A 17,514-nucleotide genomic window follows, 5' to 3' on the forward strand; every position below is an offset into this window, starting at 1 on the left:
CCCGCCAGCCATTATTTCGCGGCAGTTTCCAGTTCTTCCACCGAGGCGACAAACTCCGGCAGTTCGCCAATGCGATCTGGCGGCAAGGGTCGGCCCAGCAGATATCCCTGCAACGAATTACATCCCAGCCCGGTCAGAAACGCTTGTTGTTCCTCAGTTTCCACCCCTTCAGCCACCACTTTTAAATCCAGTGATTGCGCCAGCGCCACAATCGCCGAGACAATGGTGGCATCTTCTGATTTCGCCTGTAGCTCATTGACAAATGCGCGGTCAATTTTCAACTCGCTGGCTGGTAAGCGCTTGAGATACAACAGGCTGGAGTAACCGGTGCCGAAGTCGTCAATGGAGGCTTTCACCCCCATATTGGTCAACTCGGTCAGGATGCGCACGCTCTCTTCCGGGTCACGCATCGCCGTGGTTTCCGTGACTTCCAGCGTCAGCAGTTCTGCCGGAATCTGGTGCTGATCCAACGCCGAGGTGACGGTTTCCACCAGATTGCATTGCTCGAACTGCAACGCCGACAGGTTCACGGCAACTGACCAGTGCGGATGCCCCTGCAAATGCCAGCTATGCAGCTGACGACAGGCTTCATTGATCACCCAGTTGCCAATATTGACGATCATCCCAGTCTTCTCTGCCATCGGCAGGAATTTGTCCGGCGTCAGCAAGCCTCGCGTCGGATGCTGCCAACGCAGTAAGGCTTCAAAACCAATGATAGGGCCGCGCGGGGCACAATATTTGGGCTGGTAGAACAGGCGTAGCTCGTCGTTATCCAGCGCCTGCCACAAATCGTTGTTCAGTTGCAGCTGGCTTTGCGCCAGGGTGTTCATCGAGGGCTGGAAGAAGTTGTAGCCGTTGCGCCCGTTGTTTTTGGTGTGGTACATCGCGGCATCCGCGTTGAACATCAACTCACGTTCGTCCACCCCGTCGCCCGGATAAACCGCAATGCCAATACTTAAGGACACCACTAACTCGTAACGTGAGATGCTGAACGGCTTTTCAATCGCCTTCACCAGTGCATCGGCCGCTGCCGCCGCATCATTAGGGTCATCAATTTCGATCAACAGGACAAACTCGTCTCCGCCCATCCGCGCCAGCGTGTAATGTCCTTTCATCTGCCCGGTCATACGCTCAGTGACCGCAATCAGCAGATTGTCGCCAACGTGATGACCAAACGCGTCATTGACCGCTTTGAAGCCATCCAGATCCATAAACATCAAGGCAAAATGGGACTGTTCACGGTCGGCTTTATTGATGGCCTGATCGAGGCGGTCTTCCAGCAAAATACGATTGGGCAGACGCGTCAGGTTGTCATGCAGCGCCAACTGCGCCAGTTCCCGATTGGCCTCCGCCAGTGAGCGGGCAAGGATCGAGGTGCGCGCCTGCATCCGGGCGTCGAGCATCGAGACCAACAAGGTAATACCGAGGATAGCGAGCGTCACCACCGTCACCAGCATCGCCAGCCAGTTGCTGTTGACGCCCATATGGGTGGCATGGCTCTGCATGGGGAAGTTGGCAGCCGCCATCCCGGTGTAATGCATCCCCGCGATGGCGCAGCCCATGACCACCGATGCGCCAAGGCGCAACAGGGTGACACGGCCCGTTCCTTCACGCAGGGTAAACGCCAGCCACAGCGCCACCCCCGATGCCACCAGCGCAATGACCACCGATGCCGCAACCCAATAGCCGTTCCAGACGATACCGGGCGCAAACATCAGCGCCGCCATGCCGGTGTAGTGCATCGCGACGACACCAAAACCTAAGACCAGTGCTCCGCCGCAGAGTCGCGTCCACGGCAGTTCGCCCGCACACACCAGCCACAAGGCAAAGATCGATGCCAGTATCGCAATCACCATTGATGTTGCGGTGAGCAGCGGATCATAGCTCATCACCATATCGAGGCTCATCGACAGCATGCCGATAAAGTGCATCGCCCAGATGCCCACGCCCATGGCAAAGCCGCCGCCTAATAGCCACACCAGCGCCGATTTGCCACTGGCGGTTGCCACCCGTCCCGCCATATCGAGTGCGGTGAAGGAGGCCAACATCGCCACCAACACCGAGACGATGACGGTATACCAATCATATGAAGTCACTAACATAGTGAGTTCCCAAGTCAGGGCTGAATTAACAGCCGTGGTGTTGTTAATAAAACGTAAAATATATAAATATTATTGTATTATCTATCGGCAGTCATGCTGCCGTTATTGGTCGTTGAACGATGAAAGATTACGATTCAGAAAATAAAAATTACTCGTCACGCACCCGCCAAAGGTGCGATGTTATCGGGGATAACAAGAGGGGCAGTCACTGCCACAGTGAATTCGCTGATACGATCTGCCGGTGTCGGTTTACCCAGTAAGTAGCCCTGAAGGGTATCGAAACCCAACCCGGTTAATAAGCGCTGCTGTTCTTCCGTTTCAACGCCCTCGGCCACCATACGTAAATTCAGGCTCTGCGCCAGGGTAATCATCGCACTGACGACGGTGGCATCTTCGCTGTCAGCACGCAGGCTGTTGATGAAGCTGCGATCGATTTTCAACTCCGTCGCCTCCAGATGTTTCAGATGGAGCAGGTTGGCATAACCGATACCAAAATTATCAATCGCCACCTTCACGCCCAACTGATGCAATTCAGCAATACGTTGCTGACTGAACTGCGGGTCACGCATGGCAATGGTTTCGGTAATTTCTAACATCAGCGCGCCTTCCGGCAAGCTGTGCCGTTGCAGAATCTCACGTAAGCTGTCGATCAAGTCGCGCTGGTGGAATTGCAGCGCCGAGAGGTTAACGGAGACGCTCCAGTGGCTATTGCCCTCTTCATGCCACTGGCGTAGCTGACGGCAGGCTTCATTGATCACCCAATTGCCCAGCGCGATAATCTGCCCGGTTTTTTCCGCACGCGGCAGGAACATGTCTGGCATCAGCAATCCACGACGCGGATGTTGCCAGCGCAGCAGCGCTTCAAAGCCCATCAGCAGCGTCCCACCGGCACGAAACTTCGGTTGGTAGAACAGACGCATTTCCTGATGCTCCAGCGCGTGCCACAGATCATTGGCCAGCGCCAGTTGATGCTGCGCAACCGTACTCATCGCCGGTTCAAACAGGCACCAGCCATTACGTCCGCTGTGTTTGGTGTGATACATCGCTGAATCGGCGTTGAACATCATCTCCTGCTTGCTGCGGCCATGCAGCGGGAAGATGACGATGCCCACACTTAACGACACCCGCAGCGAATAACGGTCGAGTTCAAACGGGGCATCGATGGTATTGACCAGACGCTGGGCGATGGTGGCGGCCTGTAAGCCATCGCTGTCGGGGCTTAACAGCACAAATTCATCCCCGCCCAGACGCGCCAGAATCACATCCTCGCGTAACTGATTACGCAGACGCGCGGCCACTGCCACAAGTAAGCAGTCACCAACATGATGTCCCCAGGTATCGTTGACCGCCTTAAAGCCGTCGAGATCCATAAACATCAGCGCAAAGGTTTGGTCGTTGAGCGTGGCGTGTTTAACAGCAGCATCGAGTTGCTGTTCCAGCAGCACCCGGTTAGGTAAGGTGGTGAGATTGTCGTGCATGGCCAGTTGGCGCAATTCGTTGTTGGCATGCTTTAGTTTTGCCGCCAGTCGTGCGGCGCGCAGCTGCGCATCCAGCATCGACAACAACAGCGTGATGCCAAGGATGGTCAGGGTGATGATGGTGACCCACACCGCCAGCCCCTGATCGCTGACCCCATGTTCCATCATGCTGCTGGCATTGTTGAACTGCGCAGCCGCCATCCCGACATAATGCATGCCGGCAACGGCCGCACCCATCACCAGCGAGGCACAGCCGCGCATCAACAACAGTCCATCGCCCTGGCGTAAATGAAATGCCAGCCACAAAGCCGCACCGGAGGCGGCATACGCAATGACTACCGACAAGGCAACCAGCTGCAGATTCCAGTGAATAGCCGGTTCGATCATCAGCGCGTTCATGCCGAGATAATGCATCGCCACCACGCCACTGCCGAGGATTAACGTGCCCCGCACCAGGCGGCGTAAGGTCAGATGACTCCCGCGTACCACCTGCGCAAACGAAAAGATGGCAGCAATGATCGCCACCGCCAGCGACCACGAGGTGAGCGGCACATCGTAACGCATGGTCATAGGTAGCATCATGGCGAGCATACCGATGAAATGCATCGCCCAGACACCAATGCCCATCGCCGTACCCCCGGCGATCAGCCATAAGCGGGCGATGCAGCCACGTGATACCGCTACGCGTCCGGCCGTATCCAGTGCCGTAAATGAGGCGATAAAAGCGACGATCAATGAACTCGTCACCAGAACGCTATCCCAGGTAATCAGCAACATGAGCGCTCCTCACTAACCCGCTAGCGAGCAGGTGCTGAATTATCGAACAGGAACAAAGATTAAAAAGCATGCATAAACGGTCAGTTAACTTTTTAAAAGCGATTCAGCCGCTAATCGTGCCAGTAGGGTCTGGGGACTAGCGCACTGGGACTTTTTTATGTTCATTATCTATCGCTGAGTGGAGAATCGTTATTATGTCTGATTAATGTATGAACATAACACTGAACCTTGCATCGCGGTAGAGGGAGTAATAATTCCTTGTTTAGTTTTTTTTGCCTGCCGGAATCCCTTGCTATCACTGAATTATCGGCGAGTTGAACAAATTGATTAGGGAAAAATCATTGGTGGACCTGACAGGCTTCGCTTTGCTGAACTATAGTAAAGAAAACTGATATAAATCATTTCCCTGCCGCATAAGAACTTTCTTAGACAGCAGGGGTTTTGCTGTACCGCCTAATCCGGCTTCTTGTTATTTTTCGGTTGATTTCATAAATACATCATCAGGTGAAAAAGCACTGACCTTGGATAATCAGTAAGGAATGATTATGAAACTCAAGCTTTTTCTTTTGGCCGCCAGCCTGAGCGCTACCTTCCCGCCGTATGCTGCTTTCGCCGCCACCACAACGGGAACCATTAACGCTACGCTTACCCTGACCACCGGCTGCCTGGTGAATGGTCAATCCGCTACGACCGGGGTGAACTTCGGTACCTTGAACTTCGGAAGCAGCGCTGCCACTTTCGATACCCTGAATGCCACCCTGGTTGGGGCTTCCGGCAATGGTATCTACGTGCGCTGCACCACCGGCCAAACCTTTAACGTACAAGTGACCAGCAGTAATGCCGCACCGGCCACCATTTATGGCACCGTGAGCGGACAGCCACGCTATCTGATCCTCGGCTCCAACAACACGCAAGGCATCGCCTACACCTTGTACAGTGATGCGGCCTTTACCACCGCCATCGCCAATAACACCAATATCGCCCCAAGCGGCACCACCGACCCCACTCTGGGGACGAACTACGCCATCTATGGTCGTGTCGTCGGTGGTGGCTTCAACCCGTTGATTCCGGCGGGGACTTACACCGATACCATTAACGTTGCCGTCAATTACTGAGGCGCGCATTTCGGTTAAACAGGGTGAGTGTGGTAAATGGGTGGACGCGCATTGCTGGCGGTCTGGCCCTGCTGATAGGGAGTGTCAATGCCTGGGGGTTGCCAACCGCAACCTTCCAGGTCTCTGCTTCAGTGGTGGCTGGCTGCGTGGTCTCCGGTACAAATCCCGGCGTTTTTGGCACGCTTGATTTTGGCACCCAGTCCGGCGTCGCCAGCAGCAGTGTCAGTGCCACCTTTGTCCAGAGTTCCACCATCAGCCTTGCCTGCACGCCAGGCACCACTGTCAGCATGTCGATTAACGGCGGCAGCAACTACACCACCACCCGCAACCTGAAACTGGCCAGTTTCACCAATACCGTGGCCTACAGCCTGTACAGCAACGCCAGCCACACCACCGCGATTGGGGTGAATTCTCCGGTTACCCTCAGCTATAGCAACGCCAACAACATCACGTTGCCGATTTACGGCGTGTTGCAGCTACCGGGGCCGACGCGCGCCGGGGTTTATACCGATACTTTAACCGTCACCCTGAGCTGGTGAAGGAACAACGAAGAAGGAATAACGCATGAAAAACCTGCTGCTGGTATGGCTGCTCACGTTCAGCGCCCTTAGCCATGCCGCCAACTCGCTGATGATCTGGCCGATCGATCCTGCCATCAATCCCGACGACAAAGCCAGTGAGCTGTGGCTGGAGAACCGTGGCGATGCAACCACCTTAATGCAGGTCCGCATTTTCACCTGGCAGCAAGTCAACCAGCGGGAGCAGTATCAGACACAGACCGACGTGGTCGCCAGCCCACCGCTGGTACGCATCGAGCCGGGGCAAAAACAGCTGGTGCGTTTAATCAAACAAACGCCGCCCGCCGCTGGCAAGGAAATGGCCTACCGCGTGGTGCTGGATGAGATCCCTACCCCACGTACCCCCGGAACCAATCAGGCCGGATTGACGTTCCAGATGCGCTATTCGGTGCCGCTCTTCGTTTATGGTAACGGGCTGACGTTCGACAGCGCCAAACCCGACCTGAGCTGGCAGGTGGAAAACAGCGGCGGCCGACGCTGGCTCCTACTGACTAACCACGGCACCGGCCATGCGCGCCTGAGCAATGTCACCATCGGCGGGCGCAAACTGGGTGATGGCCTGTTTGGCTACGTGCTGGCAAACAGCAGCAACCGCTGGCCACTGGCGGGCAACGTCAGCGGAGAGCTGGAGGCCGAGATGAACAAAGGCCACTGGCGTAGCGCAGCCCTGCGCTGATGCGATTTCCGCTCCATCCCTGCGCGCTGGCGGTGACCAGCGCCCTGTGTTGTCTGACACCCCTGATGAGTAGCGCGGAGACCTTCTCCGAGCTGCCGCCGCCTCCTGCGCTGCAAAACAACGCCGCGGGGCAGCAGTACATGCTGGAGCTGATCATCAACCAAGGGGAACAGGGCAATATCGTGCCGGTAGAACAAAAGAACGGCGATTTCTGGCTGCGGCGTGGCGATTTAGAACGGGCCGGTATCCCGGCGGATAAATTGCAAGGCCAGCAGATTAATATCAACCAACTGAACAGCGTGAAAGTCGCTTATGACAATCAACGTCAACGTCTGCTGCTGACGGTTCCTCCGGCATGGTTACCGGGTCAGGTGATTGGTCAGTCGCACAATGGCCCACGCTATCCCGGTCGTACCAGTACCGGCGCGCTACTCAATTACGACTTCTATGCCACCCGTACCGATCACAGTGGTACGCGACTCGCCACCTGGAATGAGTTGCGTTTGTTTGGTGCCGCCGGACAGTTCTCCAGCAATGGCGTGTTGCAGCAGCAATTAGAAGGCAGCGCGCCGCAGCAGCAGGACGGTTATATTCGTTATGACACTTGGTGGAGTAACGAAAACGAACAGGCCGTACTCAGTTGGCGTGCCGGGGATCTCGTCACCGATTCTCTCTCCTGGACCAACAGCGTGCGTCTGGGCGGTGTGCAGATTGGTCGTGATTTCAGCGTGCGCCCTGACCTCATCACCTACCCGTTGCCACAATTTTCCGGCCAGGCCGCCGTACCTTCCACCGTCGATCTGTTTATCAACGGCTATCGTTCCAGCCAGGCTAACGTGCAGCCCGGCCCGTGGTCGCTCACCAATGTGCCCTTTGTTAACGGTGCGGGCGATGCCGTCATCACCACCACCGACGCGGTAGGCCGCCAGGTCACCACCACGCTACCGTTCTACGTCTCCAGCAATCTGCTGAAACAAGGCTTGTCTGATTACTCCTTTTCAGCCGGGGCGATGCGTGAAAACTATGGCATCAAAAACGTCGACTATGGCGCAGCCGCGGCCAGCGGTTCCTACCGCTACGGCCTGACTGACTGGCTGACGCTGGAAACCCACGCGGAGGGCAGCGATGAGGTCGCTATGGGGGGTGCCGGTGGCCAGGTGAGACTGGGCAGTTGGGGGGTGATCAACGGCGCGCTGGCGCAGAGCCAGATGAGCAGCAAACCGGGCACACAATACAGCTGGGGTTATCAGTACAACAACAGCTGGCTCAGCCTCGGTACCCAACACACGCTGCGCACCGTGGATTTTGGCAATCTGGCGCTGGTCGGCAATCGCAGCGACTCGGAAGATACCACCTATTCCCTGGCGCGGCGCAGTGCGCAATACACCGCCAGCGTGTCGATGAATCAGTACGGTAGTCTCGGGCTGGCGTATCTTGACATCAATAGCGGTAATGGCGAACGCACACGGCTGTGGAACCTGTCGTGGAGTAAAAACCTTTGGGGTAACAGCAGCCTGTATATCTCGGCCAGTCGCGATCAGCAACAAGGGGAATGGAGTGGTGCCATCTCGTTGGTGATCCCTTTCGGCGAACAGGGTAGTGCCTCGGTCAGCATGGAACGCGACCAGCAGGGCGAAAATAACCAGCGGATCTATCTGTCGCGGGCCATGCCCAGCGACGGCGGCTATTCCTGGGATGCCTCCTGGGCCAATCAGGGCGGCAACAGCGGCGATTATCGCCAGGGCAGCCTGCGCTATCGCAACAACAAGGTGGATACCTCGGCGGGCTTTTATGGCGACGATGATAATACCACCCAGTGGGCTGATTTCAGTGGCGCGCTGGTGCTGATGGATAACCGCCTGTTTGTCGCCAATCAAATCAACGACGCCTTTGTGCTGGTGAAAACCAATTACCCCGATGTGAACATCCGCTACGAAAATCAGTCAATGGGGCGCACCGACAAAGAAGGCTATTTGCTGGTGCCATCCATCAGCAGCTATTACGCGGCAAAATACGATATCGATACGCTGGACCTGCCCGCCGATATGACCTCACCGCGCGTCGAGCAGCGTTTCGCTGTGAAGCGCCAGAGCGGCTATCTGCTGAATTTCCCGGTGGAGAAACTGCGTTCCGCCAGTGTCATTCTGCATGACAGCGACGGCAAGCCGCTACCGGTCTCCAGCCAGGTGCTGCGCGCAGGACAAGCCACTGAGTATGTCGGCTGGGATGGTATCACCTGGATGGAAAACCTGGAGGCCAGCAATCCCATTCAGGTCATCACGCCGGACGGTCGCCGTTGCCAAACCGAACTCACGATCGCCAATGGTCAACCCATGGCGCTGAAAACCTATGGTCCGCTCACCTGCGCGCTCCCCCCGCCGCCGCCAGGTGCTGCGCTTCCGAATAACGAAAACTCCACTACAGGCATATCGCCATGAAAAAAATGCTGGTCCTGCTCACCTTGCTACTCCTGCCCGGTCTGGCGCAAGCTGCCTGTAGCCTGCCCGCTTCCACCGCCAGCTTTGGTTCGGTCACCACCTTTGTGGTCAATTCAACCATCAGCTCCACATCGACCACCGCCAATGTGAACTGTGGCGCGGGTTCAGCATTGACCTTGTTAGGCACTAACCAAATCACGTTTCAGCTCGCCAGCGCCTCCAGCGTCAACGGTACACGCGGTGCCATGATCATCAGCGGCAGCAGCGGCAGCGATAACATTCCGGTACGCCTGTGTATGGACAGCGCCTGTGCCACTGAGCTGACGGTGGGGGGATCGACCTATACCTTTTCACAATCGGTACTGGCAAACCTTGCCGGCCTGTTCGGTAGCCTGAACTTCGCCTTACCCGTGTATCTGAAGACGGTAACCGGGCAAACGGTGGCGGCAGGCACTTATACCGTGACGCTCAATCTTTACGTCACCTATAACATCTGTACCAGCCTTGGCGTGGGCGGCCTGTGCCTGACACCACAGACCGGGACCGGCACCATCCCGATTACGGTGACGATGGTGATATCGAATGATTGCACCACCATCACCGCCCCCAATGTCAGCTTTGGTAGCGCGCCGTTAGTCAGCAGCTTTTCCACCGTGCAGCAGACCATTAGCGTGGTGTGCAGCAAAGGCAGCACCTATACGGTGGGATTGAGTAATGGCAGCTACGCAGCTAATGGCGTGCGCAATATGGCGAGCGGCACCAACCGGTTGAGTTATGACATCTATCGGGGAACGACCACCACCACGCGCTGGGGACCAACCGGTACCGATCGCTGGAGCAGCAGTGCCTCAACCACTGTCAGTACCGATGGCCTGACACGCGGCTACACCTACACCGCGCAGATTCTCACTACGCAGAATACCCCGGCGGCCGGGAATTACACCGATAACGTGGTGGTGGATTTGTCGTTTTAGATATGTCCGTCGCGGCGCAATAGCTGGCACCGCGACGGCTGGGGGCAAATCAGGCATTCACCGCCGTCGCACTGTGGCGCGTGCGGTATTGTTTCACCATGCGGCTAATCAGCAACGTCCCGACCAAACCACACACCGCGGCGAACGACAGCCATACGCCAGGCATCGCTTTATCACCGGTAGCGTGAATCAGATAGCTGGAGACCGCCGGCGTAAAGCCACCAAACAGCGCCGTCGCCAGGCTGTAAGCCAGAGAGAAACCGGACGCGCGCACTTCAGCAGGCATGATTTCCGCCAGATACACCACCATCGCCCCGTTATAGCTGGCGTAGAGGAAGGATAACCAGAGTTCAGCCACCACCAGATGACCGAAGGTCGGCGAGCCCACCAGCCAGTGCAATACCGGCCAGGCGGTGAGGATCATCAGGATGGTAAAGAAAATCAGCAACGGACGGCGGCCGATACGGTCCGACAGCGATCCCATCACCGGTAACCAGAACAGGTTGGAGAGGCCGACAAACAGCGTCACCAGGAAGCTGTCCTTGTCGCTCATCATCAGTACCGTTTTACCAAATGTCGGGGTAAACGCGGTAATCATGTAGAACATCACCGTGGTGGTCACCACCATCAGCATACCGGCTAACACCAGCGCCCAGTTTTGTCCCACCGAACGCATAATCTGGCGCATGGTCGGATGATGTTTACGCTGGCTGAAAGCTTCGGTCTCTTCCAGCATACGGCGAATCCAGAACAGGAATGGCACAATCAAACAGCCAATAACAAACGGGATACGCCAGCCCCAATCCGTCACCGCCTCTTTTTCCAACAAATGATTCAGTCCCAGCCCCAACAACGCCGCGAAGATCACCGCTACCTGTTGGCTGCCGGATTGCCAACTGACATAGAAGCCTTTACGTCCTTTCGGTGCCACTTCAGCCAGATAAACAGATACCCCGCCCAATTCCACCCCGGCGGAGAAGCCCTGCAATAAACGACCGATAAGAATCAACACCGGTGCCGCCGCCCCGAGGGTGGCATAACCCGGCACCACGGCAATCGTCAGCGTACCCAGCGCCATAATGCCGAGGGTTAACAACAACCCTTTGCGGCGACCGTGGTGGTCAATATAAGCACCGAGCACAATCGCCCCTAACGGACGCATCAGGAAACCTGCACCAAAGGTCATCAGCGTCAGCATCAATGACGCGAACGGGTCATCACCCGGGAAAAAGGTTTTCGCAATCGCGGTAGCGTAATAACCGAACACCATGAAATCGTACATTTCAAGGAAGTTGCCGCTGGTTACGCTAAAGATGGTTTTGGCACCGCTCTGCGATGACTTTTGTAAAGAAGAAGGTGAGCTCATAGAATTTTCCAGTGTCTTCCATGCGGAAAGTCCCTTTTATCCTGACGCCCGGCTGGTGAATGTGATCATCTTCACCATTGCACTTTACAAAAGTACGGTTATACGTAACCAAACATTAACAAAGTTTTTCCACAGCACAATTGCCCGTTTATCTTCCCGATTGGCGCTGTTCCTGTTTGGCTGGCCGCAACGACCATAACAAAAAGGGCGCCCATTGGGGCGCCCTCATAACTTTCAGTGAGATTACTTCTTCACCGATTCCATACCCATCAAGCCAATCTTGAGATATCCGGCTTCACGTAGTTGGTCCATCACCGACATCAGGGTTTCATAACTGACTGATTTGTCGGCCTGGAAGAAGATAGTGGTATCTTTGTTGCCTTCCGTCTGCGCCGTCAGCGCATTGACCAGCGTCTCTTTGGTGACCTGATCGTTGCCGATATAGACCTGATTATCTTCTTTAATCGACAAATAGACCGGTTTTTCCGGACGCGGCTGCGGCGCACTGGTGGAAGCGGGCAAATTGACGCGTACATCAACGGTTGCCAACGGCGCAGCCACCATAAAGATGATCAGCAGAACCAACATCACGTCGATAAACGGCGTCACGTTGATTTCATGCATTTCGCCATCGCTTTCCAGGTCGTCGTTTAAACGCATCGCCATCGCTATTACCCTACGCGCAGTTTCTGTGCGGCAGACGCCGGACGCGCCACTTCGTTGGTCACATTACCCAGATCGAGGTCACGGCTTTGCAGCAGCAACACCTGCGCGGCGACGTCACCGAGCGAGGCTTTGTAGCCAGCGATCATGCGGGCAAACACGTTGTAGATAACGACGGCAGGAATCGCAGCAACCAGACCAATAGCGGTAGCCAACAGCGCTTCTGCAATCCCCGGTGCAACCACGGCGAGGTTAGTGGTTTGCGTTTGCGCGATACCAATAAAGCTGTTCATGATGCCCCATACCGTACCGAACAGGCCGATAAACGGCGCCACCGAACCAATAGTGGCGAGGAAACCATTGCCGCGACCGGCATGACGGCTGAAAGCCGCAACACGACGTTCCAGGCGGAAGCTGGTGCGCTCTTTAATGCCATCGGTGTCTTCCACACCGGCAGACAGTTCCAGCTCGTTCTGTGCATCGTTGAGTAACACGGCGCTGTGGCTGTTACCTTTGAAGCTGGCGGCGGTGCTGGCGGCGTCATCTAACGATCGCGCATCGCTCAGGGCCAGATGCTCACGTTTCAGACGGCGTTTGGCTGAACTCAACTCAGCAAACTTACCAAAGAAGATTGCCCAGGTGACCACAGAGGCCAACAACAGGCCAATCATTACCACCTTTACCACGATATCGGCATGATGATACATACCCCAAACGGAGAGATCCGTCTGCATCAAATCACTGGCTACCACGCTGCATCTCCAACTTCAATTGCACAGTTCACGATCGAGCGCCGGATCATAACAAATTAGCAGACCGAATTGATAGTAGTTCTCATTACTATTTACAAACGAAAAGTGCGTTTTTCCACCACAGTTTCTTCCCATTGTGGAGAGGTTTTATAAATGTGACGGACTGTATAAAATTATTAAAACATCGTTTCAAAATGTGATGCATTTCATTCAATCAACATCTGCCCACTTTTTCGCCATCATTTTTTCACTATTCTGAGCCAGCCCTGCCTTTTAACGGTGCCGTTGCACTGTCCGATTTCAATACCTCTTTGCTGGAGCAAAACATGACACTGAAAAAACGACTGCTCGCCGTTTCGTTGTCCTCCATGATCGCCCTGTTGGCTGCGGGTGCGCAGGCAAAAGTCCTTAAAGTGGCGGAAGTGCAGCCCGCCGGTTATCCCACGGTGGTCGCACTGGAACATATGGGGGAGAAAATCAAACAGGCCACTGATGGCCGTCTGGAGATGAGGGTGTATGCCGGTGGCGTGCTGGGTGATGAAGATCAGACCCTGCAACAGGTACAACTGGGCGCGATCGATATGATCCGCGTTTCGCTGGCTCCGGTCACCACCATCGCGCCAGAAACCAGCGTGCTGACCCTGCCCTTTATCTTCCGCGATGAAGATCATATGCACAAAGTACTGGATGGCAGCGTCGGTGAGCAGATCGTCAATAAATTCAATAACGATCCCAACACCCGCATGGTGTTTCTCGGCTGGACCGATGCCGGAACGCGCAACATGATCACCAAACAACCGCTGGCCAAACCGGAAGATCTGCAAGGCATGAAAATCCGCGTGCAGAACAGCGCCATCTCACTCGCCACACTGAAAGCGATGGGCGCTAACCCGGTGGCCATGGGCGTCAGTGAGGTGTTTAGCGCCATGCAAACTGGCGTGGTCGACGGCACGGAGAACAACCCCCCCACCTTCGTCGCCCATAACTACCTGCCCGTGGCGAAATACTACACCCTCACCGGTCACTTTATTCAGCCAGAGATGATCCTGTTCTCCAAACCGGCGTGGGATCGCCTTTCCGCTGATGATCAGGCGTTGCTGAAAAAGCTGGGCAAAGAAGCCCAGGATGAAGAGCGCCAGCTGTGGGCCAGCTATACCCGGCAATCCATTGAGAAAATGAAGGCCGGAGGCGTCACTTTCCAGCAGATCGATCGCGACTATTTTGTCAAAGCCACTCAACCGGTACGCGATCAGTTTGGTGGAAAATATCAGGATCTGATGACGCAGATCGCCGAGGTGAAATAACCCCCCACGCTGCGCTCAGGCGTGGCGTTTTTCTCAGGATCCAATTATGAACGCATATTCCCGGTGGATGGATCGGCTGTACCTGCTGTGTATGTGGGTAGCGGCGGCGGCACTGATGATCATGGTTGCGGTGATTCCCGTTGGTATCTTTGCGCGCTATGTATTGAACAGCGCGCTCTCGTGGCCCGAACCGGTCGCCATTATCTGCATGATCATTTTTACCTTTGTCGGTGCGCCAGTTGGCCTGCGCGCAGGCACCCACATTTGTGTCTCGATGGTCACCGATCGTTTATCGCCCGGCGGGCAAAAATGGGCGCTGCTGCTGTGTAACCTGCTGTTGATCGTCTTATGTGTGGTGCTGTTCCGCGCCAGTTACAACTTGTGTGAAGCGATGTGGATTCAACCGCTGGCCTCACTGCCCAATGTCACTTATGGCGAAATGTATTTACCGATCCCCATAGGCACCGCTTTTACCCTGCTGTTTGCCCTGGAGCGCCTGTTACACGGCGACCAGAGCCAGCGCCCGATTGTCACCCTGGGTGGCACACACTAACTTCGGAGCATCGTGATGGACGCATTCATCCTGATTGGCAGTCTGATTCTGTTGCTGTTAGTCGGCTTTCCGGTCGCTTTCGCGGTCGGGTTTAGCGCTTTTATCGGTGCCTGGTGGATCGATCTGCCGCTTGAAGCGGTGGTGATTCAGGTGACCAACGGCATCAATAAGTTTTCGTTACTTACCATCCCGTTCTTCATCCTGGCGGGTGCGATCATGGCTGAAGGCGGCATTGCGCGACGGCTGGTGAATTTTGCCTACATCTTCGTCGGCTTTATTCGTGGCGGTTTATCGCTGGTGAATATCGTCGCCTCAACGTTCTTCGGGGCCATTTCGGGTTCTTCAGTGGCGGATACCGCCTCGATAGGCTCGGTGATGATCCCGCAAATGGAGGAGAAAGGTTATCCGCGTGATTTCGCCGCAGCGGTGACCGCCAGCGGTTCGGTGCAAGCGGTACTGACGCCCCCCAGCCATAACTCGGTGATTTACTCGCTGGCAACCGGCGGCGTAGTGACCATTTCCTCGTTGTTTGTGGCCGGTATTTTTCCCGGCCTGCTGCTCGGTGCTTGTCTGATGGTGATGTGCCTTGGCTTCGCACGGAAACGCGGTTATCCCAAGGGCGAAGCGATCCCGTTTCGCCAGGCGTTGAAGATCTTCTTTGATGCCTTCTGGGGGCTGTTCACCATCGTCATTATTCTTGGCGGCATTCTGTCTGGGATTTTCACCGCCTCGGAGTCAGCGGCGATTGCCTGTCTGTGGGCATTCTTCGTCACCATGTTCATCTATCGTGACTTTAAATGGAACCAGCTACATATCCTGCTGTTTCGCACCATCAAAACCGTCACCATCGTGATGGTTTTGATCGCCTTTGCGGCGGGTTTTGGCGCAGTGATGACCTTTATGCAACTCCCCACGGCGATCACCGCAGCCTTTACCAGCCTGTCGGACAACAAGTATGTGATCCTGATGTGTATCAACATCCTGCTGCTGGTGATCGGTACGCTGATGGATATGGCACCGATCATTCTGATCCTGACGCCGGTGCTACTCCCCGTCGCCACCGCACTGGGGGTTGATCCGGTACATTTCGGCATGATCATGATGACCAATCTCGGTATCGGCCTGATCACCCCGCCGGTCGGCACCGTCCTGTTTGTTGCCAGCGCGGTGAGTAAACAGAAGATTGAACAGGTGGTGGGGGCGATGCTGCCGTTCTACTGCATGCTGTTTCTGGTACTGATGCTGATCACCTATATCCCGGCGCTGTCGCTGTGGTTGCCGCATATGATGGGGGTGATGTAACGGTACGCCCGTAGCGGCGCGATTTATCGCGCGGTTTTTTCCTGCATTGCGCACGGGAATGCGCGATAAATCGCGCCGCTACAGTTCAAGCTTCGTCCAATGAAGGTGACTGTCTGATATTCCATAATCAGGGGCAACGCACAGGGCCGATTCGTGTTAACGTGGTTGTTTTGTGGAATGCGGCAGGAAAAGCAGTGATGGCAACGAAAAAAATAGACACCACGCTGGTCAGCGCGGGACGCAGCAAACGTTACACCCAGGGTTCAGTCAACAGCGTTATTCAGCGAGCCTCATCGCTGGTTTTTGACAGCGTAGCCGATAAAAAACGCGCCACCGCCGGACGGGCGAAAGGCGAACTGTTTTATGGCCGTCGGGGCACCCTGACGCACTTTTCCCTCCAGGATGCGATGACCGAACTGGAAGGCGGTGCCGGTTGTGTGCTCTATCCCTGTGGTGCGGCGGCAGTTGCCAACGCGATTCTGTCTTTTGTCGAAGCCGGCGATCATGTGCTGATGAGCGGCGCAGTCTACGAACCGACGCAGGATTTTTGCACCAAAATCCTCAGCAAACTTCAGGTTGCCACCACCTTTTTCGATCATTGCATGGGCAGCGAAATCCGTGCGCTGGTGCAACCCAACACCCGCGTGGTGTTTCTTGAATCCCCGGCCTCCATCACCATGGAAGTGCAGGACATCCCGGCGATTGTTGCAGCGGTACGCAGCACCGCACCGGATGCCATCATCATGATCGATAATACCTGGGCAGCAGGCGTTTTGTTTAACGCTCTGGAGCATGGCATCGATATTTCGATTCAGGCAGGTACTAAATATCTGATTGGTCACAGCGATGCGATGATTGGCACCGCTGTTGCCAACGCGCGCTGCTGGGACCAGTTGCGTGAAAACTCTTACCTGATGGGCCAGATGGTCGACGCCGATACCGCCTATATGGCCAGTCGTGGCCTGCGCACGCTGGGCACGCGTTTACGTCAGCATGAAGAGAGCGGCTTACAGGTGGCAGAGTGGCTGGCAGCACGCCCGGAAGTGGCACGCGTCAACCATCCGGCGTTGGCGCAGAGTAAAGGCCACGAATTCTGGCAGCGTGATTTTACCGGCAGCAGCGGCCTGTTTTCGTTCATTCTGCACGAGAAACTCAGCAGCGAGCAGCTGGCGCACTATCTCGATGGTTTTCACCACTTCAGCATGGCGTACTCGTGGGGGGGATATGAATCGCTGATCCTCGCCAATCAGCCGGAAGAGTTGGCGGAGATTCGCCCGGCGGGCGGTGTCGATTTTACCGGTACGCTGGTGCGGGTACATATTGGTCTGGAACACGTTGCCGACCTGATTGAGGACCTGCAAGCCGGATTTGAGCGTCTGAAAAGCTGAAATCCTCAACAGAACCTCAACAAACCGGGTGCCGCGTGGCGGAGATCA

At 55.7% G+C, this 17,514-nt stretch carries 14 protein-coding genes; 9 read left to right on the plus strand and 5 right to left on the minus strand.

What is annotated here, in order from left to right:
* Positions 1 to 11 precede the first annotated feature (11 nt).
* Together PAT9B_RS16890 and PAT9B_RS16895 are read right to left on the minus strand one after the other, a co-directional pair.
* On the minus strand, positions 12 to 2,102 hold the full coding sequence (locus PAT9B_RS16890) for a bifunctional diguanylate cyclase/phosphodiesterase (RefSeq protein WP_013510495.1): 2,091 nt from the start codon (positions 2,100 to 2,102) through the stop codon (positions 12 to 14).
* A 155-nt stretch (positions 2,103 to 2,257) separates the two neighbouring features.
* Complete coding sequence (locus PAT9B_RS16895; protein WP_013510496.1) at positions 2,258 to 4,357, minus strand: bifunctional diguanylate cyclase/phosphodiesterase; 2,100 nt, start codon at positions 4,355 to 4,357, stop codon at positions 2,258 to 2,260.
* Positions 4,358 to 4,902: 545 nt separating this feature from the next.
* Here PAT9B_RS16895 and PAT9B_RS16900 point away from each other — a divergent pair.
* Genes PAT9B_RS16900 through PAT9B_RS16920 form a run of 5 tightly spaced genes read left to right on the plus strand, consistent with a single transcriptional unit; the run spans position 4,903 to position 10,138 of the window.
* On the plus strand, positions 4,903 to 5,472 hold the full coding sequence (locus PAT9B_RS16900; protein ID WP_013510497.1) for a spore coat protein U domain-containing protein: 570 nt from the start codon (positions 4,903 to 4,905) through the stop codon (positions 5,470 to 5,472).
* Positions 5,473 to 5,501: 29 nt separating this feature from the next.
* Positions 5,502 to 6,011 carry a spore coat U domain-containing protein gene (locus PAT9B_RS16905; protein WP_013510498.1) on the plus strand — a complete coding sequence of 170 codons (510 nt, stop codon included), beginning with the start codon at positions 5,502 to 5,504 and terminating at the stop codon, positions 6,009 to 6,011.
* 25 nt (positions 6,012 to 6,036) lie between these two features.
* Positions 6,037 to 6,726, plus strand: coding sequence for a molecular chaperone (locus tag PAT9B_RS16910; RefSeq protein ID WP_013510499.1), 690 nt, complete (start codon positions 6,037 to 6,039; stop codon positions 6,724 to 6,726).
* Positions 6,723 to 9,164 carry a fimbria/pilus outer membrane usher protein gene (locus PAT9B_RS16915; protein WP_190274669.1) on the plus strand — a complete coding sequence of 814 codons (2,442 nt, stop codon included), beginning with the start codon at positions 6,723 to 6,725 and terminating at the stop codon, positions 9,162 to 9,164. The genes PAT9B_RS16910 and PAT9B_RS16915 overlap by 4 nt, the downstream gene beginning before the upstream one ends.
* Positions 9,161 to 10,138, plus strand: a complete 978-nt coding sequence (locus PAT9B_RS16920) for a spore coat protein U domain-containing protein (protein WP_013510501.1) — start codon at positions 9,161 to 9,163, stop codon at positions 10,136 to 10,138. Before PAT9B_RS16915 ends, PAT9B_RS16920 begins: the two co-directional genes overlap by 4 nt.
* 49 nt (positions 10,139 to 10,187) lie before the next feature.
* Here PAT9B_RS16920 and PAT9B_RS16925 read toward each other — a convergent pair whose 3' ends face one another.
* From PAT9B_RS16925 to exbB, 3 genes are all read right to left on the minus strand, one after another.
* Positions 10,188 to 11,504: an MFS transporter gene (locus PAT9B_RS16925; protein ID WP_013510502.1), complete on the minus strand. Its 1,317-nt coding sequence runs from the start codon at positions 11,502 to 11,504 to the stop codon at positions 10,188 to 10,190.
* Between the two features lie 243 nt (positions 11,505 to 11,747).
* A complete protein-coding gene (gene exbD, locus PAT9B_RS16930; RefSeq protein ID WP_013510503.1) occupies positions 11,748 to 12,170 on the minus strand; it encodes a TonB system transport protein ExbD in 423 nt (140 codons plus the stop codon).
* Positions 12,171 to 12,175: 5 nt separating this feature from the next.
* On the minus strand, positions 12,176 to 12,901 hold the full coding sequence (exbB, locus tag PAT9B_RS16935) for a tol-pal system-associated acyl-CoA thioesterase (RefSeq protein WP_190274670.1): 726 nt from the start codon (positions 12,899 to 12,901) through the stop codon (positions 12,176 to 12,178).
* Positions 12,902 to 13,245: 344 nt separating this feature from the next.
* Here exbB and PAT9B_RS16940 point away from each other — a divergent pair, with 344 nt between their 5' ends.
* The 4 genes from PAT9B_RS16940 to metC all read left to right on the plus strand — a co-directional run bounded on the left by PAT9B_RS16940 (position 13,246) and on the right by metC (position 17,466).
* A complete protein-coding gene (locus PAT9B_RS16940) occupies positions 13,246 to 14,223 on the plus strand; it encodes a TRAP transporter substrate-binding protein (RefSeq protein ID WP_013510505.1) in 978 nt (325 codons plus the stop codon).
* Between the two features lie 46 nt (positions 14,224 to 14,269).
* Positions 14,270 to 14,776 carry a TRAP transporter small permease gene (locus PAT9B_RS16945; RefSeq protein WP_013510506.1) on the plus strand — a complete coding sequence of 169 codons (507 nt, stop codon included), beginning with the start codon at positions 14,270 to 14,272 and terminating at the stop codon, positions 14,774 to 14,776.
* A gap of 15 nt (positions 14,777 to 14,791) precedes the next feature.
* Entirely contained in the window at positions 14,792 to 16,078 is a 1,287-nt protein-coding gene (locus PAT9B_RS16950) for a TRAP transporter large permease (protein WP_013510507.1), read from the plus strand.
* Positions 16,079 to 16,275: 197 nt separating this feature from the next.
* On the plus strand, positions 16,276 to 17,466 hold the full coding sequence (gene metC, locus PAT9B_RS16955; protein WP_013510508.1) for a cystathionine beta-lyase: 1,191 nt from the start codon (positions 16,276 to 16,278) through the stop codon (positions 17,464 to 17,466).
* Positions 17,467 to 17,514 lie beyond the last annotated feature (48 nt).

The sequence above is a fragment of the Pantoea sp. At-9b genome (assembly GCF_000175935.2).
Lineage (GTDB): Bacteria > Pseudomonadota > Gammaproteobacteria > Enterobacterales > Enterobacteriaceae > Pantoea.